This window comes from Acinetobacter pseudolwoffii (genome assembly GCF_002803605.1).
GTDB lineage: Bacteria > Pseudomonadota > Gammaproteobacteria > Pseudomonadales > Moraxellaceae > Acinetobacter > Acinetobacter pseudolwoffii.
Genome location: NZ_PHRG01000001.1, coordinates 758,513 through 782,174, shown reverse-complemented (window position 1 = coordinate 782,174; position 23,662 = coordinate 758,513). Strand labels below are relative to the sequence as shown.

At 45.0% G+C, this 23,662-nt stretch carries 23 protein-coding genes; 10 read left to right on the top strand and 13 right to left on the bottom strand.

Translation table 11 applies throughout. The annotated features are described in order from the left end of the window. Positions 1-43: 43 nt before the first annotated feature. From ovoA to CWI32_RS03605, 3 genes are all read right to left on the bottom strand, one after another. Entirely contained in the window at positions 44-2,218 is a 2,175-nt protein-coding gene (gene ovoA / locus CWI32_RS03615; protein ID WP_100534652.1) for a 5-histidylcysteine sulfoxide synthase, read from the bottom strand. A 149-nt stretch (positions 2,219-2,367) separates the two neighbouring features. Further along, positions 2,368-3,243 (bottom strand): LysR family transcriptional regulator, encoded by an 876-nt coding sequence (locus tag CWI32_RS03610; protein ID WP_100534651.1) that lies wholly within the window; start codon positions 3,241-3,243, stop codon positions 2,368-2,370. A gap of 195 nt (positions 3,244-3,438) precedes the next feature. Beyond that, positions 3,439-3,675, bottom strand: a complete 237-nt coding sequence (locus tag CWI32_RS03605) for a DUF2061 domain-containing protein (protein WP_005172852.1) — start codon at positions 3,673-3,675, stop codon at positions 3,439-3,441. Positions 3,676-3,936: 261 nt separating this feature from the next. Between CWI32_RS03605 and leuC the strand changes: the two genes are divergently transcribed. The 4 genes from leuC to leuB all read left to right on the top strand — a co-directional run bounded on the left by leuC (position 3,937) and on the right by leuB (position 7,815). Beyond that, a complete protein-coding gene (gene leuC, locus CWI32_RS03600) occupies positions 3,937-5,370 on the top strand; it encodes a 3-isopropylmalate dehydratase large subunit (RefSeq protein WP_100534650.1) in 1,434 nt (477 codons plus the stop codon). A 21-nt stretch (positions 5,371-5,391) separates the two neighbouring features. Next, the gene (gene leuD, locus CWI32_RS03595) at positions 5,392-6,042 is read left to right on the top strand and encodes a 3-isopropylmalate dehydratase small subunit (protein WP_100534649.1); all 651 of its coding nucleotides are present in this window, start codon (positions 5,392-5,394) and stop codon (positions 6,040-6,042) included. A gap of 87 nt (positions 6,043-6,129) precedes the next feature. Further along, positions 6,130-6,693: a hypothetical protein gene (locus CWI32_RS03590; protein WP_005095471.1), complete on the top strand. Its 564-nt coding sequence runs from the start codon at positions 6,130-6,132 to the stop codon at positions 6,691-6,693. A gap of 42 nt (positions 6,694-6,735) precedes the next feature. Next, the gene (gene leuB, locus CWI32_RS03585) at positions 6,736-7,815 is read left to right on the top strand and encodes a 3-isopropylmalate dehydrogenase (protein ID WP_100329280.1); all 1,080 of its coding nucleotides are present in this window, start codon (positions 6,736-6,738) and stop codon (positions 7,813-7,815) included. 83 nt (positions 7,816-7,898) lie between these two features. On the opposite strand, the gene CWI32_RS03580 is transcribed toward leuB, so the two are convergent. The 3 genes from CWI32_RS03580 to infA all read right to left on the bottom strand — a co-directional run bounded on the left by CWI32_RS03580 (position 7,899) and on the right by infA (position 9,185). After that, complete coding sequence (locus CWI32_RS03580) at positions 7,899-8,303, bottom strand: hypothetical protein (protein WP_100534762.1); 405 nt, start codon at positions 8,301-8,303, stop codon at positions 7,899-7,901. A gap of 146 nt (positions 8,304-8,449) precedes the next feature. Continuing rightward, positions 8,450-8,830 carry a hypothetical protein gene (locus CWI32_RS03575; protein ID WP_100534648.1) on the bottom strand — a complete coding sequence of 127 codons (381 nt, stop codon included), beginning with the start codon at positions 8,828-8,830 and terminating at the stop codon, positions 8,450-8,452. Between the two features lie 133 nt (positions 8,831-8,963). Continuing rightward, positions 8,964-9,185, bottom strand: coding sequence for a translation initiation factor IF-1 (infA, locus tag CWI32_RS03570; protein ID WP_001284370.1), 222 nt, complete (start codon positions 9,183-9,185; stop codon positions 8,964-8,966). A 231-nt stretch (positions 9,186-9,416) separates the two neighbouring features. Here infA and CWI32_RS03565 point away from each other — a divergent pair, with 231 nt between their 5' ends. Further along, complete coding sequence (locus CWI32_RS03565) at positions 9,417-10,424, top strand: AraC family transcriptional regulator (protein ID WP_100534647.1); 1,008 nt, start codon at positions 9,417-9,419, stop codon at positions 10,422-10,424. A gap of 90 nt (positions 10,425-10,514) precedes the next feature. Here the strand turns inward: CWI32_RS03565 and truA are convergent, their stop codons facing one another. From truA to asd, 5 genes are all read right to left on the bottom strand, one after another. Further along, positions 10,515-11,312, bottom strand: coding sequence for a tRNA pseudouridine(38-40) synthase TruA (gene truA / locus CWI32_RS03560; RefSeq protein WP_005172838.1), 798 nt, complete (start codon positions 11,310-11,312; stop codon positions 10,515-10,517). Positions 11,313-11,327: 15 nt separating this feature from the next. Beyond that, the gene (locus tag CWI32_RS03555) at positions 11,328-12,296 is read right to left on the bottom strand and encodes an asparaginase (protein WP_100534761.1); all 969 of its coding nucleotides are present in this window, start codon (positions 12,294-12,296) and stop codon (positions 11,328-11,330) included. A gap of 47 nt (positions 12,297-12,343) precedes the next feature. Further along, positions 12,344-13,654, bottom strand: coding sequence for a T4P machinery localization factor FimV (gene fimV / locus CWI32_RS03550; RefSeq protein WP_005095483.1), 1,311 nt, complete (start codon positions 13,652-13,654; stop codon positions 12,344-12,346). A 67-nt stretch (positions 13,655-13,721) separates the two neighbouring features. Continuing rightward, entirely contained in the window at positions 13,722-15,317 is a 1,596-nt protein-coding gene (locus CWI32_RS03545; RefSeq protein WP_100534646.1) for a FimV/HubP-related protein, read from the bottom strand. Positions 15,318-15,440: 123 nt separating this feature from the next. Beyond that, entirely contained in the window at positions 15,441-16,559 is a 1,119-nt protein-coding gene (gene asd, locus CWI32_RS03540) for an aspartate-semialdehyde dehydrogenase (protein WP_100329275.1), read from the bottom strand. Between the two features lie 188 nt (positions 16,560-16,747). On the opposite strand from asd, the gene CWI32_RS03535 reads away from it, so the two are divergent. Next, on the top strand, positions 16,748-17,878 hold the full coding sequence (locus CWI32_RS03535; RefSeq protein WP_100357555.1) for an endonuclease/exonuclease/phosphatase family protein: 1,131 nt from the start codon (positions 16,748-16,750) through the stop codon (positions 17,876-17,878). 377 nt (positions 17,879-18,255) lie between these two features. Continuing rightward, positions 18,256-18,435, top strand: a complete 180-nt coding sequence (locus CWI32_RS15300) for a GNAT family N-acetyltransferase (protein WP_252146087.1) — start codon at positions 18,256-18,258, stop codon at positions 18,433-18,435. Positions 18,436-18,630: 195 nt separating this feature from the next. Here CWI32_RS15300 and CWI32_RS03525 read toward each other — a convergent pair whose 3' ends face one another. Then, positions 18,631-19,566: an LpxL/LpxP family acyltransferase gene (locus tag CWI32_RS03525; RefSeq protein ID WP_005095497.1), complete on the bottom strand. Its 936-nt coding sequence runs from the start codon at positions 19,564-19,566 to the stop codon at positions 18,631-18,633. Positions 19,567-19,675: 109 nt separating this feature from the next. Then, the gene (locus CWI32_RS03520) at positions 19,676-21,574 is read right to left on the bottom strand and encodes an ATP-binding cassette domain-containing protein (protein WP_100534645.1); all 1,899 of its coding nucleotides are present in this window, start codon (positions 21,572-21,574) and stop codon (positions 19,676-19,678) included. Positions 21,575-21,607: 33 nt separating this feature from the next. Here CWI32_RS03520 and CWI32_RS03515 point away from each other — a divergent pair, with 33 nt between their 5' ends. The 3 genes from CWI32_RS03515 (at position 21,608) to CWI32_RS03505 (ending at position 23,646) form a co-directional block, all read left to right on the top strand. Next, a complete protein-coding gene (locus tag CWI32_RS03515) occupies positions 21,608-21,853 on the top strand; it encodes a SlyX family protein (protein WP_005095502.1) in 246 nt (81 codons plus the stop codon). 274 nt (positions 21,854-22,127) lie between these two features. Further along, positions 22,128-23,126 (top strand): hypothetical protein, encoded by a 999-nt coding sequence (locus CWI32_RS03510; protein ID WP_100534644.1) that lies wholly within the window; start codon positions 22,128-22,130, stop codon positions 23,124-23,126. A gap of 70 nt (positions 23,127-23,196) precedes the next feature. Beyond that, positions 23,197-23,646, top strand: a complete 450-nt coding sequence (locus CWI32_RS03505) for an ammonium transporter (RefSeq protein ID WP_005095506.1) — start codon at positions 23,197-23,199, stop codon at positions 23,644-23,646. Positions 23,647-23,662 lie beyond the last annotated feature (16 nt).

The following is a 23,662-nucleotide window of genomic DNA, read 5'->3' as shown; positions in this document are numbered from 1 at the left end:
AATAAAAGCCAATCGAATGATTGGCTTTTTTAGCTTGAAGGCTTTAGTGAGTGCGTCGCCAGATGCTGACTTGTGACAAGCTATGTTGATATTTTCTGGCGGTTTCACGAATAACAAAAGGCACATCCTGGGGCTGGGTCACCAGCTCAAAATGAGCCTTTAATATTTCCGAGATTCCCTCCAGTGTAGTGACCTCTCTGTCTGCCTGCTTGAAGCCGCCCAGCCATTCATCACGTGCAGTATGTTCTTCCAGCCAGGTATAAGGCGAACTGAGCAGTAGAATTCCACCCATATTTATCCGTTGATGGATCTGCATCAAAAAGTCTTTGGGATGATGCAGCCGGTCGATCAGATTTGCCGCCAGAATAAAATCATAGCCACTAAAATGTGCTTTCAGATTACAGGCATCGGCCTGAAAAAATTCCACTTTAGAGGCAAGCTGATCCAAAGCGAAATCCTCAAGCGAGCAGATTTTCTCTTCGCTTAATTCACCTTCTGTGGGGAGCTGATAACGGATTCGGTGACCTTGGGCCAGAAAGACGGCTTGCTGAATAAAGCGTGCAGAAAAATCCAGACCGGTGACCTGATCAAAATAGTGTGCCAGTTCAAAGCTGGCGCGGCCAGTAGCACAGCCAATATCCAGAGCACTTTTACATGCAGTTTCTCGGAAATACGGCTGCGCCAGCTGCACCAATGTTTTGGCAAAATTGGCGATGCCAAAGTATTCGGCGCCGTACTGAAACTCCAGATATTGAGACACCAACTGGTCGCTTTCATACTGTGAAGGAAACTGTTGCAAGGCTTGATCAGAGGCGACATAGCGGAAGCCAGCGTGTTGAAAGAAATGCCGTCTAAAAGCATAACGTGCGCTGTGCAGGGCTTCATTGCCTGCTGAAATCCAGGAGCCACCTTTAATAATATTATGGCGCCCGTCAAAGGTCGGGGTACTAAAATCATCATAAAGAGGATGCACCTGAAAGCCCTGAAACGGATAGATTGGCGTTTCAGTCCATTGCCAGACATTGCCCTGAATATCATAGAAATCGCCCTGCCGAAAATGATCGACCGGGCAGGAACTGGTGCCATATTTCAATTCGATATTGGCCTGTTCAGGACTGGGTAAATCTGGATCCAGGTCTGAAACCGCATACAGGCGATACCATTCATCCTCAGTCGGTAAACGAATGGTTTTTTCAAGCTGTTGCGATTTCCACTGACAAAAGGCTTTGGCTTCATGATAATTTACGTCTACCGGCCAATCCCAAGGTATGGGGACTTCTTCCAGCATCAGGCGCAGTGACCAGCCCAGTTCAGTCTTGCACCAAAAACACGGATGAGTCGCTTGTGAAAATTGCAGCCAGCCTAAGCCTTCTTCACTCCAGTAGTGTCCGGTCTGGTAGCCATCTGCTTCGACAAAGGCCAGAAACTCCTGATTCGACACCAGATATTTTGCAGCTTCAAAGGCTGCAATTTCGGCTTCATGCTGGCCGTATTCATTGTCCCAGCCATAAAAAGGATGGTTAAAATCTTTCTGTAGATGTATCTGGCCTTCAGGCACAGCAATCAAACTATTTTCCGGGGCAATGCCGGTAATGATATTGGCACGCCACTGCGGATGCTGGTGTACATGTTCTAAAGCATGCTGACGAATCAGCACCGATGACGTTTCCAGATGAATCCGTTCATGCTCGATGCCCATAATCAGCGTCCACCACGGATTGTGCCAGTTTAAGGGCAGATTCAGCGGGGCATGCTCAACAATGTTCAAGATCAGGGCGCGCACTTGATGCCGATAATCCCGGACTGCCTGCACAGTCGGCCAGTCATAATGCACTTCATCCAGATCATCCCAACTCATTTCATCAACCCCGATCGCAAAAATACTTTCAAAATGCGGATTCAGACGTTCAGTAATGAGTTTGCTCAGCAGCAGTTTATTGACAAAAAAAGTCGCGGTATGACCAAAATAAAAAATCAGCGGATGACGCAAATTAATTGGCTTGATAAAAAAAGCATCTTCATGCTTGAGGCATTCAAATAACTGCTCATAGGTATCAAAGGTATTCAGGAAGTAATCACGTAGGCTGTGTCGCGCTGTCTGTTCGTCGGCAAAATCAAGCGCAGGTGTAGGCAACAGCATCGGTTTGGCCGAAAGCCATAGGCTGCTGGCATTTGTTTTATCTTGAGAGAGGGGTTTTAGGGGAGAATCGAGCTGCATCCGTCAGGCTCCATCGAATAATTTTAAGTATTCCTCTGCATCGCAAAAGAATAGATTTATCTTAAAAATACGCGAAAGAAATCCCCAGATGGGTGTATTTAGGTAACAAAATGCTGCACTGTTTTGAATGCAGCATTTTTAGAAATGAATTAAAGAGGCAGGGAACTACTTTGCATAAGTTGAACCAGAGCTTGCGCCGCTTTGGACTGAGTACGACCCGGATGCCAGACCATGCCCAGCCGGCGGTTCATTTCCAGATTGATATCCAGCTGATGCAGATCGTGATTGACCAGAGTTTTTGGCAGCACCGACCAGCCGAGACCAATGGATACCAGCATGCGGATTGATTCCAGCGGATTATTGCTCATGCTGACTTTTGGTTTAATGCCCTGTTTTTCAAACTCGGCCAAAGTAATCTGTGAGGTATAGGTATGTGAAGACGGTAACAGACTCGGGTAATTCAGCAAATTTTCCAGACACAGATTTTTTTGCTGGGCCAGGGGGTGAAAGGGTGCAACTACAAAGACCAGAGGATCATTCCAGATGGTGACATAATTCAGACGTGCATCGCCCCGTGGCGGCAAGGTTAAAAATGCCAGTTCCAGATCGCCGGCAATGACTTGTTCGTGCGCCTGCTCGGAATCGACAAAATGTACATCCAGCCTTACATCCGGATATTCTTGTACATAGCGGCGCAAATGACTTGGAAGATGATGCAGGCCAATATGATGGCTGGTGCCGATTTTCAATTTTCCCTGTACCTGACCCTGTTCATGGCTCAAGGTATAATGAATATCACCGAGTTCATTCAGCCAGTTTTTCACTTTAGGCAATAGCGAATGCGCGGCATGGGTGGCTTGTACACCACGTCCGGCGGATTCAAACAGTTTGACCCCAAAATATTCTTCCAGACTGTGAATACGTTTGGTGACGGCAGGCTGGGTAATAAAAAGCTGATCTGCGGCCAGAGAAATCGAACCAGTTTCCATGACTTTTACGAAGGCTTCAAAAGCTGCGAGATTCATCTTAATCACCTATAAAGAATTTTTATGTGTAATTATATTATTGTTATTTTTTAAGAATAAATCAAAGCATAATTCGCTTGTTTGTATTGCATTGCTGCATTACTAAACATTTTCAAAGCCTTGGGATTTAAATAGCGTCAAAAAAAGACCCTCTTGGATGAGATGGTCTTTGGTCAGGAACATCGACAGAAAAGATCAGGCGGTGATGTCCTCATTCTGCTGTTCGATATTGCGCTCCCAAATTTTTTCGTGGAAGAAGAACGCAACTGCCTGTACTGTGGGTTCCAATAAACTTAAGGCAATTGCCATGGCCAAACTGCCAGTCACCAAATAACCGACAATCATCGCCACCGTGATGTGCATAATGTAATAGCTGAAGGTCTTTTTAAACATACGCTGATTATTGTCTACAAAACGTTGGATATGTGCCATGTCGAAGTTCCTCAAAATATAAATCTCTGTCTATGCAGGAATAATAATAATTCTCATTTAATTTGTAAAAACGAATATTTTTAATAAATTGATCGGAAAAGTAGATTTATGGGAATGCAGCGAAAGCATGATTTTATTCAGCTTTTGAAGGATTCCAAAAAGTTTTTTAACTAATAAAAATGATAAATTAGATTTATGTGACAGCAGCGATATAATCAAAATCAGAGCAAGAATTTACCCAGTCCAGTGGAGTACATCGACATGGCAGGCGCAACCCAAACAGCAAAAACATTATATGATAAATTGTGGGATGACCATTTAGTAACACAACGTGATGATGGTTCTGCCTTACTGTACATCGACCGTCACTTATTACATGAAGTAACGTCGCCACAGGCATTTGAAGGTTTACAACTCGCCGGGCGCAAGCCATGGCGTTTAAGCGCAAACATTGCTACACCAGATCATAACGTACCCACCTCGAAAAAAGAGCGTGAACAGGGTGTTGCCGGCATTGAAGATGAAACTTCGCGCATCCAGGTACAAACCTTGGACGACAACTGCAAGACCTTTAATATTGTTGAATTTGATATTAATGATATCCGTCAGGGGATTGCGCATGTGGTTGGGCCTGAGCAAGGTTTAACCTTGCCGGGCATGACCGTGGTATGTGGTGATTCGCATACAGCAACCCATGGTGCTTTTGGCTGCTTGGCGCATGGTATCGGGACATCCGAAGTTGAACATGTATTGGCGACCCAATGCCTGGTTCAAAAGAAGATGAAAAACATGCTGGTGCGTGTTGATGGCAAATTAGGTCAGGGTGTAACACCAAAAGATGTGGTCTTGGCGATTATTGGCAAGATCGGTACCGCAGGCGGTACTGGTCACGCGATTGAATTTGGCGGTCAGGTCTTCCGTGACATGTCTATCGAAGGTCGTATGACTGTGTGCAACATGGCGATTGAAGCCGGTGCCCGTGTCGGCATGGTGGCTGTCGATGAAAAAACCATTGAGTATGTTAAAGGCCGTCCGTATGCGCCGACTGCAGATCAGTGGGATCAGGCTGTTGCTTACTGGAATACTTTACATTCAGATGATGACGCATACTTTGACACGGTTGTTGTATTGCAAGGTGAAGAAATCGAGCCGCAAGTGTCTTGGGGTACTTCCCCTGAGATGGTGATTCCAGTGTCTCAGGCAGTACCGACTTTAGAACAAGCCAAAGATGATGTACAACGCAATGACTGGAACCGTGCTTATCAATATATGGGCTTAAATGCAGGTCAGGCATTAGCAGACATCCAGTTAGATCGTGTATTTATCGGTTCGTGCACCAACTCGCGTATTGAAGATATCCGCGCTGCAGCTGAAGTAATCAAAGGTCGTAAAGTCGCATCTTCAATCAAACAGGCGATGGTGGTTCCGGGTTCGGGTCTGGTCAAGGCCCAGGCAGAAGCGGAAGGTCTGGACAAGGTATTTGTCGAGGCGGGCTTCGAGTGGCGTGAACCTGGCTGTTCAATGTGTCTGGCGATGAATGCTGACAAGTTACAACCGGGCGAGCATTGTGCCTCGACTTCGAACCGTAACTTTGAAGGTCGTCAGGGCAATGGCGGTCGTACTCATCTGGTGAGTCCAGCCATGGCAGCCGCTGCTGCGATCGCAGGTCACTTTGTTGATGTCCGTTCATTTTAATTGGTACGTAGGAGCACAGACATGAAAGCTTATACCGTTGAACAAGGTATCGTTGCACCTTTAGACCGTGCCAATGTCGATACAGATTTAATTATTCCAAAACAGTTTTTGAAATCGATCAAACGTACCGGTTTTGGTGACAATTTGTTTGATGAATTACGTTATCTGGATGAAGGTTATCCAGGTCAGGACAATTCAGTTCGTCCGATCAATCCGGACTTTGTCTTGAACCAGCCACGTTATCAGGGTGCGTCTATTTTAATTTCACGTGCCAACTTTGGATGTGGTTCTAGCCGTGAACATGCGCCGTGGGCTTTGAGTGAATACGGTTTCCGTACTGTTATTGCACCAAGCTTTGCCGATATTTTCTTTAATAACTGTTTTAAGAACAGTATGTTGCCCGTGATTTTGGCTGAAGATATTGTTGAGCAGTTATTTAAGGAATGTGCGGCAGATGAAGGCTATCAACTGACCATTGACTTGCAGGCACAAGAAGTTCGCACCCCTACAGGTGAAAGCTTTAAGTTCGAAGTCGATCCATTTCGTAAGCATTGCCTGTTAAATGGTCTGGATGATATTGGTTTAACTTTACAAGCTGCGGATGACATTCGTGCTTATGAGGAAAAAACCAAACAATCACGTCCATGGGTATTTGCCGAAATTCAGGGCTAAATCAGCGAAAATTGTCATAGCATGACTGCGATGCCCTTGCTAATATCGGAAGATTATTGGGTTTTTTGATTGGGTAAGACAGACATTATGGCGAATTATTGGAAACAGTGGCTTGCTTTAAGTACGGTGTCGGTGCTGATGACTGCATGTCAAAGCATCGATACCATGAAGCTCAAACATGCCAAAGAAAATGCCGAAAGCAAAAACAATGCGTTGATTTACTGTAAAGGAACATCGGATTGCCAGTTCGAGCGCTTAAACCAGACCATCATTGTCAATAACGACAATGGCCGCCTCAGTAATGAGGCGCGAAAGCAAAAATTGGTACGTTTGCAGGCTAAGAATTTGAATCAGGCCAATCCGATTTACTTGTCAGTACCCGCAGGACAGCATGAATTAGTCGTCCGTTTTTATCCAATCAGTAAGGATAAAGCGGAAATTTTACATGTGTTTCATCGCTTTCAGGCCAACAAAACTTATACCTTGAAAATGTTCCGCGACCGTAGTGCGCGTAGCAGCAGTTTATTAAATGCCTCTGCACCTGATCCGCTTTGCGTGGATTTATTGCAAGAGCAAAAAACCATTCGTCGTTTTTGCAAACCTTATAATGTGGTCAACGGCATTGCAGAGTTTGTAGAAAAGAAAATTTAACCTTTGTCAGGTCTGAATCTGACGCTTTAAACGGAAAATCTCATGTCTAAACAAATTTTGATTTTAGCTGGTGATGGCATCGGTCCTGAAATTGTCAAAGCGGCAGAGCAGGTACTGGATCGTGTAAATGAAAAATTTAATCTCGATTTGACATGGGAACAGGGTTTACTCGGTGGTGCGGCAATTGATGCCCACGGTTCACCATATCCTGAAGTGACCTCAGAACAGGCCAAAAAAGCCGATGCAATTTTATTGGGCGCCGTCGGCGGGCCAAAATGGGATACGATCGAGCGCTCAATCCGTCCGGAACGCGGTTTATTAAAATTACGTAGCGAACTGAACCTGTTTGCCAACTTGCGCCCAGCGATTCTCTATCCACAATTGGCTGATGCTTCAAGCCTGAAACCTGAAATCGTGGCAGGTCTGGATATCCTGATCGTGCGTGAATTGACGGGTGGTATTTATTTCGGTCAGCCACGTGGGATCCGTGAACTGGAAAACGGCGAAAAGCAAGGTTATAACACGGATGTGTATTCAGAATCTGAAATCAAACGCATTGCCAAAGTTGCCTTTGAAATGGCGAAGCTGCGCGGTGCCAAGGTCTGTTCAGTGGATAAAGCCAACGTACTTGAAGTCACTGAGTTGTGGAAACAAACCGTTACTGCGTTGAAAGAAGAACAGTATCCAGAAATTAACTTGTCACATATGTATGTCGACAATGCTGCGATGCAACTGGTGCGCGCACCAAAACAGTTTGATGTGATTGTCACCTCTAACCTGTTCGGTGATATCTTGTCTGACGAAGCAGCGATGCTTACCGGTTCAATCGGCATGTTGCCATCAGCCTCGCTAGATGAAAATGCTAAAGGCATGTATGAGCCTTGTCATGGTTCAGCCCCTGATATTGCGGGTCAAAACCTGGCGAACCCATTGGCCACAATTTTGTCTGTTGCGATGATGCTACGCTACACTTTCCGTGAAGAAGCTGCAGCCAAAGCGATTGAAGATGCCGTAGGCAATGTTTTGGATCAAGGCTTGCGTACAGCAGATATTATGTCTGAAGGCATGCACAAAGTCGGTACAGTTGAAATGGGTCAGGCAGTGGTTGCTGCATTGAACTAAGTCTGTTTTGATTAAAAAAATGATTAAAAAACGCAGCTTTGGGCTGCGTTTTTTTATGTCAGATTTCTCGTATCTAGCTCAGGTTAGCAGGTTCGACCTGTAGTACGAACTGCGGTTGCAATATTATCTTTGAGTAAGAAGGTGATCTTACATTGCAGATTGACGTCATAGCCACCTGAAGGACTCACAGGAACCGGAATAGGTACAGCACCGCCTGCTGCCGGAAACTGTGCTACAGGCAAAGGAATTGCAACAGGGCGCTGTACCACATAGCTTAATTGCTGGGCACTGAGTTCAGGCCCACTGACCTGCTGATAACCTAAACGTTTTAGATCTAGAGTTTGATCGATCAGCTGGCTGCTTTGTCCAATAAACTGCTGCAAATAGGCTTCGCGGTCAGATTGGCCCATATTAAGGGAATGTGCACAGCCCGCTATTAAAATACTGGCCAAAATACCGAGCGATAGTTGGAGATAGGAAAATCGCATCATTTCACTCCTGCACAGGAACGACTCATCAATAGTGTAGGCAGGAAGTGTGATTGGTATTGTTGTAATTTGACACGCGGTACAGATGGGGGCGAGAGCTAGCTCAACATCAATCCATCAAAGAAATTGGACTACAGGATGACAGCTTAACAAGCCCTGCCGTTATAGCGAACGGATTGAACAATTTCATCTTTCAGCTCAAACCGGATTTGGCATTTCATCTCGATGCTATAACCGCCATTTGAGGGCGTAGGCATTGGTGCACCGATCGAGATACTCTGACTAATATTCGGTGTGCCCATCGGAATATTCATATCCCGAAAAATAGTATAGCTGAGAAACTCTGCTGTCTGAATCGGTTGCTGGGCGGTTTTAAATCCCATTGCACTCAGATCAAGCTGGCTGCGAACCTGTGCGGCAGTTTGACCGACATAGTGTTGTAGCGACTGATTTAGGTGATGTTTGCCGCCTGTGGCACAGGCGACGAGGATTAAGCTGCACAGCAGGACCAAGCACTTCATATTCATGGTTTTTAGACATGTTATTTTAATTAAATGAATAGTCGTGAGTTTATAGTTCAGTGTCAAATTATTTTATTGTTCAATAAAAAATTAAAGCAATAAAAAAGCCACTAAAAGTGGCTTTTGCTTGCGCTAAAACTTAGCGTGCACGATAGGTGATACGACCTTTGGTCAAATCATAAGGTGTCATTTCAACCTTCACACTGTCGCCAGTTAAAATACGGATATAGTGTTTACGCATTTTACCAGAGATGTGGGCAATCACTTCGTGACCGTTCTCTAAACGTACACGGAACATAGTATTAGGAAGCGTCTCGGTGACAACGCCTTCGAACTCGATGAGTTCCTCTTTATTGGCCATAGCCTACCTGAATGAATAAATTGGAAAGGCGCAAATTATAGTCAATTTTTTTGCAAAATACAAGGTGAAACGGGCGTTAGACTGATCATCTGTCAGTAAAATAAGCGAACGATCAGGATAAACTTTTTAACTAAAAAAATGTCGGTTTCTGTTGTCAGTTTGGTCAATCGCAGTTAATCTAAAATTAATCTTTTTAAGTATAAATGAAGTACATACAAGGAAGGCTTTTGAGTGAGTCAGCTAACGGATGCATCAGTCGTATTGCGTTTGGGCTATCAGGCGATTCGTCGTGCGGGTTTGCCGACAGAAGAACTTTTGACCAAAGCAGGAGTTGCTTTAAATCAGGTCGAGGCCAATGACCGTACGCCGCTGAGTGCCCAGTATGCCTTTTGGGTGGCAGCTGAAGAAGTCAGTAAGGACCCGGATATTGGTTTGCATCTGGGCGAACATTTACCACTGTATCGTGGTCAGGTGATTGAACACCTGTTTGTTTCATCTGAAAATTTTGGTGAGGGACTGAAACGTGCCTTGGCCTATCAACGACTGATCAGCGATGCCTTTGCTGCCAAGTTGGTGATTGAAGATGGTCGCTGCTATTTAACCAATGGCGAGCAGCCTTTTGCTGAAAGTCTGGTCAATCGTCATTTTACCGAGTGTGCCATGTCGGGTGTACTGCGTTTCTTCAAATTTATTACCGAAGGACGTTTTGAACTGATTTATATCGATTTTAATTTTTCCAAAGGTGCTCCTGACGAGGAATATTTCCGGGTTTATGAGTGTCCGGTCAGCTTAGGTCAAAAAGAAACCCGACTTTATTTCGACCCAAGTATTCTAGAGTTTCCGCTGTGGCAGGCTGAACCAGAGCTTTTACAATTACATGAGCAGCTGGCAATTGAAAAACTGCAGGAACTGGCGCGTTATGATCTGGTCGGTGAAGTTCGTCGAGCGATTGGCTCTACTTTGGAAAGTGGCGAAACCACACTGGAAACTGTAGCTGCACAGCTAAACATCACGCCACGTCGCTTAAGAACACAACTGAGTGAAGCACATACCAGCTTTCAACAGATTCTGTCGGATTATCGTTGTCGTCTGGCCAAGCGTTTGCTGGCGAGTACCACTGAAAGTGTTGAAAGAATTGTCTATCTGACCGGATTCTCGGAACCAAGTACGTTTTATCGTGCCTTTAAACGCTGGACCAATGAAACGCCAGTGGAATATCGGAAACGCAAGCAGCGTTAAAAATCCCTCCTAACCTCCCTTTAAAAAGGGAGGAATTCCCCTCCTTTCAGAAGGAGTTAGGGGAGGTAAATATTCTAAAAAATTTAAAAATTATTCCGGCAGATTCAGCCAATGCGGCCCCAACGGTAATTTAGGCAATTCAAACTGCTCCGGATAGTCGGCATGAATAAAATATAAACCATCGGCAGGCGCAGTCACGCCAGCAGCTTTGCGGTCTTCGGCCGCGAAAATACTATCAATATGATCGGCAGCATACATGCCCTGACCAATTTCCAGTAGGCAGCCCATGATATTACGCACCATATGATGCAGAAAGCCATCGGCCTGAATATCCAGTACCAGATATTGACCATGCTGAATCAGACGGCAGTGGCTGACATGGCGCACCGGTTGATTGGATTGGCAGGCTGCAGCACGGAAGCTTTCAAAATTATGTGTACCTTCAAACTTTTTCGCAGCCAGCATCATCTGTTCAATATCGAGTGGAGCATAGACATGGGTGACCTGTTTATGCAGCAAGGCAGGTCGCACAGGATGATTATAGACCACATAGCGGTAACGGCGTGCCTGAGCCTTAAAGCGGGCATGGAAGCTGTGATCCATCTCTTTGATCCACTGAATCGAGATATCTTTGGGCAACTGGCTATTGCAACCCATCAGCCAGCCACGTTCAGAACGAATGGCATTGCTATCAAAATGTGCCACCATATTGGTCGCATGTACCCCCGCATCGGTACGTCCGGCACCATGTAGGCTAATCGGTTGATCGGCAACCCGGCTCAGTACCTTTTCAATGGTTTCCTGCACACTTGCAACACCCGGCTGTTGAGTCTGCCATCCCCGATAATGCATCCCACAAAACTCAATTCCCACCGCAAAACGTTGCATAATGACCTCAAAACCTTATTGATCGTACCAATGACGATGCCATTGCTCTACAGTGTCGTATTGTAAATACATTTTCAGGGCTTTTGCATACAGATCCGCATGGCCATAACTTTCATTCAGCAGAATTTTGCAGTGATTGACCCATTCTGCAATGGCATAGCGCTGATCTGTCGCGCCAAAAGGCACCTGGGTGGTCAGTACAGAGATACAGCCTTGGTCATAGAGTTGATCAATAAGTGCAATCAGGGCCTCATTGACAGCGAGATTACCCGTGCCAAAACCTTGCAGAAATAAAAAATGCGGTGGTCGGGCTAATAAGCTGTGCAGGTTGTTCAGTTGCTGGGCCAGATCAATCGGTTGTATCATGATACTCATGCAGTTAAATCCAGCCGCTTTCTTAATATCTTCAGCTTCGATTTGATAACATTGTTGACTGGTTTGGATTGCAATATTGGCCTCAAGACCTGAAAAGGCATTTAACTCGGTAGTATGCTGTTTGAGTGCCGTCTGGGCATGCATTAGTTGATGATGAAAAGCCAGATAGACCCCTGCGGTACACATACTGACAGAATCCAGGGCGAATCTCAGATTATCCAGCGCATCACTAAATTCGCGCTGCTCATTGCCTTGAGCATTCAGCAGCGGATATTGACTACCAGTCAGTACCACATGTGCCGAGTTGCCGAGAAAATGTGCCAGGACTGCACTGGCATAACTCAGCGTATCTGTACCGTGAATAATCACAAAATATTGGATCTTTCGAGATTGTAGTTCTTGAATAAACTGCACCAATTGCAGCCAGTCCGCGGCTGTACAGGCACTACTGTCTTTAATGGCTGGTGCGCGGTGGCATTCAACGAAATATTGGTCTGCGAGTATCTGTTCGAGCTTGGGAATAAATAAATCCGCAGACATCGGGGCAAGTGGATCGCCGACACAGCCGAATGTGCCACCCATATAAATTAATGCAATATTTTTCATCATAAAAAAAGCAGCCAACCCTTGACTGCTTTAGTGTAAATCGAAATGCATCAAGATGCGATTTGATTCAGTAATTGCTCTGCGCGTTGCTGTTGCTCGGCCGTATATTCAGCTTCTCGCTCTGCAATGATCTCACGTGCGGCAACATAGGCACCGAGCTGAATATATTGCTGCGCAAGATCCAGATTCAGACTGGCCTCATTGATGTCCAGTAATTCCGGGAAAGATTGTACCAGTGGATCATGCTGGTCTGTGGCTGTTTGAACTGATGTAGCAGGAATGTCGAAAGTAACACCTGTTGCAGCAGGTTTAGTTTCTGCATGATCTAATTTAAAGTCTAGGCCTGATGAAAGGTCTGTCTGTGTCGCAGATTCACTCACAGGTGCAGCAGCAGAAAGACTAGACAGATCAAACTCAATTGCTGGTTCTGAGGTTTTTTCGGCGACAGGCGCTGGAGTTCCTATAGAAAATGAGAAATCCAGAGGCTTGATCTCTTCAGATACAGCAGCCGCTGTTTCTACTGGAGCAGCCTGCTGCAATTCCAGTTTAAAATCTAAAACAGGTGCGGTTTCTGTTGCTGCCGTAGGTGTAGTTTGCACAACAGCAGATGAAGTATCTTGAAATTCAAAATCTACAGCAGGTACCGGAGTTTCTTCAGATTTTGGCGCTATGACCGGCGTAGTTGTCGGTTCAAAATTAAATTCAAGTGGCTGAATATCCGCAACAGGCTCAATTGCTGGAGCTGGCTTGCTTGGTTGAAACTCTTGTTGCAACTGTTCAAATGCCTGCTCATTTGAAGGAGCGGGAGCGACCAGATCAGCAAAGGCATCGGAAGATGCCGAGGTTTCCTGTACAGATGAAGTTTTAAGCTGTGCACTTGGGAAATCAATCGTATCTTGAACAGCAGATAAAGATTGATCAAATTCACGCTGTTTGGCTTCAGCTTGCGCCAGAATCTCATCTAAATTTAAAGAACGGATATGGTTGAGCAGTTGTGAAATCGCAAACTCATCTTTCTGTAAGATATGAATATCTAACAACAGCAGATAGAGCTCATGCTGGGAATTGTCGCGATTCAATGCCTGGTTAATCTGAGCTTCGGCCGCAAAAAAATTACGTTCCTGAATCAGGCCTTCAATTTTTTTACGCGTTTCTGCGGATAATGGCGTTGCTGATTTTTTTGCGACCCCGACTGGCTCAACTACTTTGGTTTTTTGTGGGGCAGTTTTTGAAGCAGAGCCAGGTTTTTTCGCTTTTACAGTTTTAGTTTTTGCTTTATCTGATTCTTGAGCATCTTGTCGTTTTTTGACGACAATTAATACGATGATCAATATCACTAATGGAATCACATAAATCAGCATGTTTTACCCCTTGAGGATAGAGTGTATTCAATGTTCACTCATCCCAATAAATCGTCATGTGTAACTTTTAATTAACTGGCTTCTTATCTGCTTGTTGGGCTTTAAGCTGTTGTTGCAGCTGGGCCAGACGCGCATTTAATAATTGAATTCTGTGATCCTTCTGATTGAGTGCCAATTCTAATTCGGTTACGTTTCTCTGTAATTTAACGGTTTTTTCTCGGGCTGTCATAACTTTTAATGACAATTCCTTCGATGTTTGATTGTGTTCTGTGTTCTGGTTTGCAGAAAGCTGTCCGGAATCGTGCTGGTTCTCAGCAACCAGACTCATTTCAGCCTGATTCAGACGGTATTTAGTTTTGGTAGCAGGCTGAGAAGGTGCCTGTGTCTGCTTGGCGGCGGTGACTTTGATCGGAGCAGTTACAGTACTCATCATAGCTAAATTCAGTGCTGCACCTTTACGTAAACGATTGGCATTTCCTCCGATAAAGGCATGTTCATTGTTTTGCTTGATTTGCTGCATCACTTCATTAACCGGACGTTGCTGTTCTGCTGCAATTCGTGATGCGATTCCCCACAGCGACTCATTGGACTGAACCATATAAGTGGGTTGAGCTTGGGCTGAGGCACTCTTGGCTGGTGTAACTTTTGTTGTAATTGGAGCTGGGGTCTGTACAGGAGGAGTTGAGCCAGCCGATTTTCTGGCCTGTTCCTCGGCAAATTTCTTGACCAATGGATCGCTGGAAGCGCTTTGATGTTCAGAACCAGTCTCAGCCGGTTTTTGCATAGATACTTTATTTTGCTCTGGAGAAACATGATCTGCTGATAACTTGCTCGCTGGCGTATTTGCAGATACAGACTGTGCCGGCGTTGGTTTTACTGTAACAACAGGCGAGGATGGAATCGGCTGCGAAGTATGATGCGTTGAATCTGAAGTGGCCGATGCTGGAGTTTTAACCGTAGTTTGAGTATTGGCAGCAGTTACAGACTCGCTTTTAATTGTAGGAGCGATAGATTGCGCCGGAATCGATGGTGCTGCTGGCGCGAGTGTAGCTTGAGGAATTGAACTGCTAGACAATGTCGGCGGACTAACATGTTGCACAGCCAGCGGCTTTTCTAAAACCGGTTGCTTATTTGAAGTGGCTGGAGAGCTGTTGTAATGGGTAGTCACTGGCAGGTTTAAAGCAATATCTTTTTCACTGACCATGACAACTGGCGCAAGTGGGCGTTCATTCTGTTTTAGACTAGCTTTTAATAAATCGGTTTTCGCTTGCAAAGGCGTGCGGATATGTTGCAAACGTGCAGCATTGCCTTCCTTAATTTTGACAATGATATTCAGTTCCCGATCGGTTATTGGTCGAGACGATGTAATGGTAATGACTCCGGTGCCATTACTACTACGCCGGGTGAAAAAGTTCAGATGACCAGGCGGTTGATGTGATGCACCCATCGAGATTAAATCTTCAGGCGAAGCCAGACTCACCTCAATCGGTAAATTCATATCAGATTGTCGAAAGGTCATTTCAGCATAGAGTAACTCTCCAGGCGCAGACTGGATCTGAACCGGATCTACGTTAATCGCATAAATATTCTGTGAAGCAACAATGGCTAAAATGGCAAGCTTTAATTTGTTATATACAGTCATCTTAATTGTGAGCTCAGTCATTATCGCATAGCGAAAATTATAGATTAACGGGATGTTTCTTTTTTGTAAAATACTTACGCAATAGTTACATAAAAAAGCCGATCAATAAAGATCGGCTTTTTGTTTTATATCCATCTCGGGATATTAAACGTTTTTATAATCAATCAGGATGCGCAGCATACGGCGTAATGGTTCAGCAGCGCCCCAAAGCAATTGGTCACCGACAGTGAATGCACCCAAGTATTCTTTACCCATGTTGAGCTTGCGCAGACGACCCACTGGAACCGATAACGTACCTGTCACTGCAACTGGAGTCAGGTCAGTCATCGAGGCTTCACGGGTATTCGGAACCACTTTAGACCAGTCATTGGCACGTGCAATGATGTCTTCGATTTCATCCAGAGGCACGTCTTTACGCAGTTTTAGCGTCAATGCCTGAGAGTGGCAACGCATGGCACCAATACGCACACAGTGACCATCAATCGGCACGATCTGCTGGTTGCCCAGAATCTTGTTGGTTTCAACCTGGCCTTTCCACTCTTCTTTCGACTGGCCGCTTTCCAGTTGCTTGTCGATATAAGGAATCAGTGAACCGGCCAAAGGCACACCGAAGTTGCTGGATGGGAAGCCTTCACCGCGTTGTAATTCAGCAATTCTCGAATCGATATCCAGAATTGGAGAGCGTGGATCATCGAGTAATTCTTTGGTGTTATTGTATAAATAACCCATACCGCTGATCAGTTCACGCATGTTTTGCGCACCCGCACCAGACGCTGCCTGATAGGTCATAGACGTTGCCCATTCTACCAGATTGTTCTGGAACAGACCACCTAGACCCATCAACATCAAGGAAACCGTACAGTTACCGCCAACAAAAGTTTTGGTGCCTTTTACCAAACCGTCTTTGATCACATGCATATTGACCGGATCAAGTACGATGATGGCTTCATCATCCATACGTAAGGTCGATGCTGCATCAATCCAGTAACCATTCCAGCCTTCAGCTTTCAGTTTCGGGAAAACCTCAGAGGTATAGTCGCCACCTTGACAGGTAATAATGACATCCATCTGCTTCAGACTGTTAATATCTGATGCATCCATAAGTGCTGGGGCAGTCTTACCACCAAATGCTGGCGCTTCACCGCCTGCATTACTGGTAGAGAAATAAAATGGCTCAAAATGAGCAAAATCATTCTCTTCAACCATACGTTGCATTAGGACGGAACCGACCATCCCGCGCCAACCGACCAGACCTACTCTCATGTCACTTTGCCTCGGTGCGTTAAAAATTCTAAAGGGATTCGAGTGTATCAAAAAGGGACTCAACTGCAAGTGCTACACAATCAAAACATCAATATTCTTGAGCGAAATATCTGCTTTATGATACATACAAAATTGATAACGTCATTTTTCTTTCAGAAAAAATAATAACTTAATTAAGAGCACGCTTTATGATATGGGTTATCCAAATTGTGGCAATCATTGTCATTTGGTTAAGTTTCTGGTCACTGATCCCACGCGATGAATGGTGGATTCGAGGTGCGGATTTTCCACGCTTACAAATTCTGGTCTTGGGCTTTATTGCCTTTGTGCTGTTTTTGGTGGTGGAGCATCCCTGGACTGTCTTGAATCAGCTGATTTTTGTGGCCCTGATTGCGGCTTTGGCTTATCAGCTAAAAATGGTATTGCCCTATACCTTTATCTGGAAAAAACAGGTCAAGCAGGTCAAACAGGATCAACTGGATCCGCAGCGGCAAATCTCCCTGATTGTTTCGAACGTACTGACCACCAATACTCAATATCATCGACTGATTGAACAGATCCAGACCCATCAGCCAGACTTGGTGTTAACGCTGGAAACGGATCAAACCTGGCAAAATGAACTGTCGGTGATTGAAGCAGATTATCCTTATCGTGTGCCTGTGCCTTTGGATAACCTGTATGGCATGCACCTGTATAGTAAACTGGAACTTCGCAATACCCAGGTCAAGTTTATTTTAAGCGACGAGATTCCGTCCATTCATACCACAGTGATTTTAGGCTCGGGACAGCCGGTGCAGCTGTACTGCCTGCACCCGAAACCACCGAGCCCAACTGAAGCCAAGGATTCTACTTTACGTGATGCGGAATTGTTAATTGTCGGGGATCAGATCAAAGATTTAGATGAAAGTTGCATCGTCATGGGGGATCTGAATGATGTGGCCTGGTCTCGTACTACGCGGCTGTTTCAGCGCATTAGCGGACTGCTGGATCCACGCGTCGGACGTCATTATGTAAACACCTTTCATGCAGATTATCCTTTTTTTCGCTGGTCGCTCGATCACGTATTTCACAGTACCGATTTTGCTCTGGTCCATATGGAGCGTCTGCCCCATATCGGTTCTGATCATTTTCCGGTCTTTCTGGTTTTACAAACCGGTCGGGTCTTTGAGCATATTCAGGAAGAATTGGAGCAAACCGATGAAGATGAGCAGGAAGCACAAGAGGCCATAGAAGAGGGGATTCAGAAAGCAGAGAAAGAGGAAAAAATAGTGACCGATGAAATTGCCATGGCTTATAAAGATGGCGGCAAAATCTCTTAACTTTTTAAGAGAAAAGTGTAAGAGATTGCTTACATCAGTTTGCGCTTCTTGCGGATGGGCAATCATGAGCAATCCAGGTATTCTAGGTTTATCAGCACAGGGAGTCGAGAAAGGATATTCTCATAAGGAAGACGAAGCTGAATGAAAACATCATGGATATGATGCTGAAAGGGAAATCACAAAAAATAGAACCAATTATAATAGATGAAAGCACAACCTCATTAACCCGGGTTTTACAGGATGTAGAACCCGGGTTAAATTATTTTCAGAGTGAATTTTTTTAAATATTTAATTGATTATTAAAGATAATTTTAGGCTTAAAGCTATATTTTTACAGTGCAGAATGGAAAATGTTATTGCCAGTGATGACTCAGTGAATGGATCAGAAATACTTCAGCTCTATCGTGCCAATCCATGGTCTGGTCACTGCACGTATAAATGGTCAGCTGGTCGGACTGGCGAATGCGATTTCAGATGGCTTTCTGGGGGTGTATTTCCCACACTTATTGATTGATCCGGACTGGCAACGACAAGGCATTGGTCGGCGGATCATGTAAAATATGTGGTAATGTTATTCAGGATTTCATCAGCAGATTTTAGTGGCCGATCAGCAGACAATAGGATTTTATCAGGTCTTAGGCTTCATGCGTGCGGGACTAACGAAAGCTATGTAGATCTATCAAGGTACAGATCATCAACAGGATTTTAAACTATAGGAGCTGTAGCGATTTAAAGTCTAGGATCAAACAGATTTAGTAAATTTCCTTATAACCTTCAGGGCGAGTTTTAAAACGGCGGTGGAACCACATATATTGGGTCGGTGCGATGCGTAGCTGCTGTTCAATTATCAGATTCACGCGAGTAGCATCCTCGACTTCATTCTCACTAGGGAAATTCTCCAGTGCCGGTTCAATCAGTACATGGTAGCGTGGATTTTTGATATCGCCATGACGATAGAAATATAAAGGAATCGCAGCAGCTTTGGTCATTTTCAGTAAACGACGGTGCGCGGTGACGGTTGCCGCCGGTACACCAAAGAAAGGTGCCATCACCCCTTGTTTTAAACCATAATCCTGATCCGGACTGTACCAGATTGCATGGCCTTTTTTCAGATTACGTACCAGACCGCGCATATCATCATGATCAATTTGATGGGCATAAATCGTGGCGCGACAACGGTAAATCAGCATGTCCAAAAGTGGATTATTCTGTGGGCGATACACCACATCCGGTTCAAAATATTGTGCACACAGATATCCACCAGCATCCAGTAAGGTCGAATGCGTGCCTAGTAACAGCATACCCCGGCCTTCGGCTTGAGCATTCTGAATATGTTCCAGTCCTTCAATACTGACGCGATCCTGAAACCATTTCGGACTGTACCAGGCATTTAAGGTTTCAAAAACCCCCAGCATTTGATCGATAAAAACCTGACGCGCATTGTCCTGTATTTGCTCGGCAGACCATTCAGGAAAACAGACTTCCAGATTGCGCAGTGTGGTGTCGCGACGTGAGGGCAGATACTTAAAAGACAGATGGCCCAGCAGATAGGCCAGACGATACTGAATGGCCCATGGTAAAATCGCCAAAATCATCAGGAAAATAATACCCAGCCAATTGCCCCAGTATCGAGGTAACAGGAATGACCATTGAAATTCGCCGGGTTGATATGCAGGCTGGGTACTCATAGAACAATATAGGGCTAAAAGATTAAGTGCAGTCTAACAGAGAAGATTCTTGAAATAAAAAAAAGCATCTGTACGAATACAGATGCTTGAGCAAATACTCGTGGAATATTTAGCCGTTGCTAAGGTTATCCAGCTCTTCCCAACGTTCTAATTTTTCCAGTAACAGTTCATCAATTTCTGATAAACGCTGAGACAGTTGCATGGCTTTATCGGAATCACTGACAAATAAAGAGCCATCAGCCAGTTGTGTATTGATCTCAGCTTGCTCTTTTTCCAGCGCTTCCATTTCAGCCGGAAGTTGCTCGAGCGCGCGTTGATCTTTGTAGCTGAGTTTGACTTTTTTGGCAGCAACGGGTGCGGCTTCAGCTTTGGCCATGGCTTTTTTCACGGCACTTTTTTGATCGACCACGGTTTGATCCGGACGCTGTTCAAGATAATCCTGATAACCACCGACATATTCGTCGATATTGCCTTTACCATCAAAGACCCAAGTGGAGGTCACCACGTTGTCCATAAAGGCACGGTCATGCGAGATCAATAACAAGGTGCCTTTGTAGCCACCGAGCATTTCTTCCAGTAACTCTAGGGTCACCATATCCAGATCGTTGGTTGGTTCATCCATCACAATCAGATTCGATGGTTTCAGCAACAGTTTCGCCAGCAAGATACGGTTGCGTTCACCACCAGACAACGCTTTGACTGGGGTACGTGCACGTTCTGGCGAGAACAGGAAGTCTTGTAAATAGCTATAGATATGACGACGGTTACCATTCACATCCACGTGGTCAGAGCCTTCAGAAACGTTATCTTTGACCGACTTTTCCAGATCCAGTGCATTACGCAGTTGGTCGAAATAGGCTACTTCCAGCTGTGTACCGGTTTTCACCGTGCCGCCATGCTCAAGCTCGCCCAGAATGGCTTTAATCAGTGTGGTTTTACCGACACCGTTATCACCGACCAGACCGATACGGTCACCGCGTAAAACCAGTGCCGAGAAGTTGTTAATGATCGGTGCATTGTCACCGAATTTCACACTCAGGTTCTCAATCTCAAAGACCAGTTTGCCGGAACGGTTGGCATCCTGAGTCGCCATCGCCACTTTACCTTGTTGCGAACGGCGCGCTTTGGATTCTTCACGCAGTGCTTTTAGAGCGCGAACACGACCTTCGTTACGGGTACGGCGTGCTTTGATGCCCTGACGGATCCAGACTTCTTCTTCCGCCAGCTTTTTATCAAACAGCGCATTCTGCTTTTCTTCAGCTTCCATTTGCATGGCTTTGAGTTCTAAGTAACGTGAATAGTTACCTTCATAACTGCGCAATTGACCACGATCCAGTTCCACAATACGGGTGGCGATGCTATCGACAAAGGCACGGTCATGCGAAATGAATAACAGAGTTAAATTGTTTTGATCGAGCAGGAATTTTTCCAGCCACTCGATACTTTCAACATCTAAATGGTTGGTCGGTTCATCGAGTAATAAGACATCTGGCTGAGTCAGCAAGGCACGTGCCAATAGGACACGACGCTTACGACCACCGGACAAATCGGCAAGATCTGCATCTGGGTCCAGCCCCATTTTGCTTAAAATCGAATTGACCTTGGTTTCCAGCGCCCAGCCATCGAGCTGGTCCATTTTGTGTTGCAGATTGCCCATGCGGTCACAAGCGTCCATATCGCCGAGTACACAGGCTTCACTGGCTGCATGGTAGGCACGCAAAACTTCCGACGCTTCACCGGCACCATCGGCCACGATGTCAGCAACTTTGCCGGAATCCATCGGTACATCTTGGGCCAGCATCGAAATCGTGATGCCATTTTGTAATGAAACTTCGCCGCTATCCGGCAGTAAACTTCCTTCAATCAGCTTAAGTAAGGTAGACTTACCCTCACCATTACGGCCAATCAAACACACTCGTTCGCCGCGCTCCAAGTTAAAATTCGCGCCGTTGAGCAGGGCGGGTCCACCAAACGCAAGTTGGACATCCCTAAGGGTAATATAGGCCATAATGTTTCCTGAAATCCCCAATGAGGACTTTAAATGACTAAACAACAAAATCTAAATGATCAGGCGTCATTTTCCGCACCCATTGAAGATTTGCAAGTGCGAATTGCATTTTTAGACGATTTAGTTGAACAGTTGAATGATCAGGTGGCTAAACAGACTCTGGAAATTGCCGATCTGAAAAAGCAAATGAGCCTGTTATATCAACGTGTTGAGTCCTCAGACCGTTCTGAAGGAATTGCGGATTTTGATCCGGTTGCTGATCGTCCGCCACATTATTAATTTGCAAGCAATCATTTAATAAAACCCTTATATGCGATAAGGGTTTTTTTATTACAGCTGCTATTTCACCGATGATTCGATTCATTTAATCAGCTCTCAGCCTGGAATCTAGCGATTTCTGACCTGCTTGCAGCAAGATCAAATATGTAATCTTCCACTCGGTTGGAATCTGGTAAATCCGCTGCAACCCGAATATTCACCATGAAATTATTTGACCTTTCACTCACTTCCTACTCTAATACTGGCTTTCAGGTACATTTCAGAAGCTTGTCCCATGCATCCAAAAGTTGTTCTACTCGACCTCGAAAATAATTTTCCGACGGCCAAGTTACTGCGTGAAATTGTGACGCATTATTCCAGCCTGTATCTGTTAAATTGTGCCGGAACATTTGAATTTTCATTAGAAGATTTAACCGAGCTGGCCGGCTGGATTGCGAGTGGACAGATCATCATTCTGGATACACCTGAATCGCCCCAGAAAGAATATGAATATGCGGTCATTGTCGGTCAGCTGATGGCGTTGTTGGAGCCGGAAACCGAAGTCGAGTTGATCTCGGCGATGGACAGCAGCGAGATGTTGCAGCAGATGCTGCAAGCCTCTGATATTAAATGTAGCCTGATTCAGATTCAGCCCGATGAAGTCTCTATTCCAGCAGAGCATGTTAAAAATTACCTGCCTAGTCTGGAGGCGATCCGCAACAAACCGGCCTTGCAACTGGTGAAAAAGTACTGTGATGCTCTAGGGAAAATGAGTGGTAAGCCAAATACCTTGGAAACCTTAAAAAATTCAGTTGCCAATATTCTGCACGTCATGCCCGTGAAGGCCCAGCATGTGGTCGGCATGCTGATTAACCTGAAAATTGTCAAACGCTATGATGAGCAGATCAGCTTCCGTAAAAAAGTCCTGAAACAGTGGCTACAGCTCAATCTGGATGAACAAGATCCGCTTGAAAATCCAAAACTGGATCAGGTCATGTCCCGGCTCAAAGTTGATGATGCTCCAGTTGAAGCATTGCAAACTCCAATTCAGTCAGCCCAGCAAGACCTGTTTAAAAACTTTAACCGGATTGATCCAGTGCAACTGGAAGTCGCACGTAAACTGCGCGAACTTCAGGGCGACAAACCCAAAGATATTTATGAATTACGTGATTTGCTAGAGCAGCTCTTTCCTCAATCGGATATCCGTCTGCTGCTGAAAGAACTGATTGAGAAGGGTTATATTTACTGGAATGGTCACGAAGTTTTATATAGTCATGAAATGTTCTTGAATTAATTTTATCGTGCAAACTTGCGTTTTATATTGTGCTTATGCAACTCTAATAATAGAACATAAAGGTTGAACTATGGAAAACACTGGAATTTGGGTAGCGGTGATCATCATCATTTTTGTCATGGGGTCAATTTTTGGCTTACGTGTCAGCCCAAGAGAAAAAGCGCTTGGCATCATGCGTGACAAAGCCCGCAAAATGGGTCTGCATCCACGTTTGGTGGTTGCACCCGACTGGACCAAAATTCCAAAGGCCACTGAAAGTCGTGCCAGTATGGTTGCGTACTACAGCGTACTCATGCCAGATGCGCGTTTACCCTTGATGCGTGCCCGTGTTGTCGATAATAAACTCGAAATTGTGCAGGGTGATGAGAAATTTAAAGATTTTCCCATTGCATTAAAAGGCATTTATGCTATTGATATGCAGGCCAACTGTGTCGGATTGTATTGGGATGAACATGCTGATTTAAGAGCAGCCCAACTCGACGATATCAAAGCACTATTACACGCTTTGGCTGAACTTTAATTTAGAAATAAACAGG

Excerpts from the sequence above, each read along its gene's own strand:
- ovoA (WP_100534652.1), bottom strand. The coding sequence starts at position 2,218 with ATGCAGCTCGATTCTCCCCTAAAACCCCTCTCTCAAGATAAAACAAAT.
- CWI32_RS03610 (WP_100534651.1), bottom strand. The coding sequence starts at position 3,243 with ATGAATCTCGCAGCTTTTGAAGCCTTCGTAAAAGTCATGGAAACTGGT.
- CWI32_RS03605 (WP_005172852.1), bottom strand. The coding sequence starts at position 3,675 with ATGGCACATATCCAACGTTTTGTAGACAATAATCAGCGTATGTTTAAA.
- leuC (WP_100534650.1), top strand. The coding sequence starts at position 3,937 with ATGGCAGGCGCAACCCAAACAGCAAAAACATTATATGATAAATTGTGG.
- leuD (WP_100534649.1), top strand. The coding sequence starts at position 5,392 with ATGAAAGCTTATACCGTTGAACAAGGTATCGTTGCACCTTTAGACCGT.
- CWI32_RS03590 (WP_005095471.1), top strand. The coding sequence starts at position 6,130 with ATGGCGAATTATTGGAAACAGTGGCTTGCTTTAAGTACGGTGTCGGTG.
- leuB (WP_100329280.1), top strand. The coding sequence starts at position 6,736 with ATGTCTAAACAAATTTTGATTTTAGCTGGTGATGGCATCGGTCCTGAA.
- CWI32_RS03580 (WP_100534762.1), bottom strand. The coding sequence starts at position 8,303 with ATGCGATTTTCCTATCTCCAACTATCGCTCGGTATTTTGGCCAGTATT.
- CWI32_RS03575 (WP_100534648.1), bottom strand. The coding sequence starts at position 8,830 with ATGAATATGAAGTGCTTGGTCCTGCTGTGCAGCTTAATCCTCGTCGCC.
- infA (WP_001284370.1), bottom strand. The coding sequence starts at position 9,185 with ATGGCCAATAAAGAGGAACTCATCGAGTTCGAAGGCGTTGTCACCGAG.
- truA (WP_005172838.1), bottom strand. The coding sequence starts at position 11,312 with ATGCAACGTTTTGCGGTGGGAATTGAGTTTTGTGGGATGCATTATCGG.
- CWI32_RS03555 (WP_100534761.1), bottom strand. The coding sequence starts at position 12,296 with ATGATGAAAAATATTGCATTAATTTATATGGGTGGCACATTCGGCTGT.
- fimV (WP_005095483.1), bottom strand. The coding sequence starts at position 13,654 with ATGCTGATTTATGTGATTCCATTAGTGATATTGATCATCGTATTAATT.
- CWI32_RS03545 (WP_100534646.1), bottom strand. The coding sequence starts at position 15,317 with ATGACTGAGCTCACAATTAAGATGACTGTATATAACAAATTAAAGCTT.
- asd (WP_100329275.1), bottom strand. The coding sequence starts at position 16,559 with ATGAGAGTAGGTCTGGTCGGTTGGCGCGGGATGGTCGGTTCCGTCCTA.
- CWI32_RS03535 (WP_100357555.1), top strand. The coding sequence starts at position 16,748 with ATGATATGGGTTATCCAAATTGTGGCAATCATTGTCATTTGGTTAAGT.
- CWI32_RS15300 (WP_252146087.1), top strand. The coding sequence starts at position 18,256 with ATGGATCAGAAATACTTCAGCTCTATCGTGCCAATCCATGGTCTGGTC.
- CWI32_RS03525 (WP_005095497.1), bottom strand. The coding sequence starts at position 19,566 with ATGAGTACCCAGCCTGCATATCAACCCGGCGAATTTCAATGGTCATTC.
- CWI32_RS03520 (WP_100534645.1), bottom strand. The coding sequence starts at position 21,574 with ATGGCCTATATTACCCTTAGGGATGTCCAACTTGCGTTTGGTGGACCC.
- CWI32_RS03515 (WP_005095502.1), top strand. The coding sequence starts at position 21,608 with ATGACTAAACAACAAAATCTAAATGATCAGGCGTCATTTTCCGCACCC.
- CWI32_RS03510 (WP_100534644.1), top strand. The coding sequence starts at position 22,128 with ATGCATCCAAAAGTTGTTCTACTCGACCTCGAAAATAATTTTCCGACG.
- CWI32_RS03505 (WP_005095506.1), top strand. The coding sequence starts at position 23,197 with ATGGAAAACACTGGAATTTGGGTAGCGGTGATCATCATCATTTTTGTC.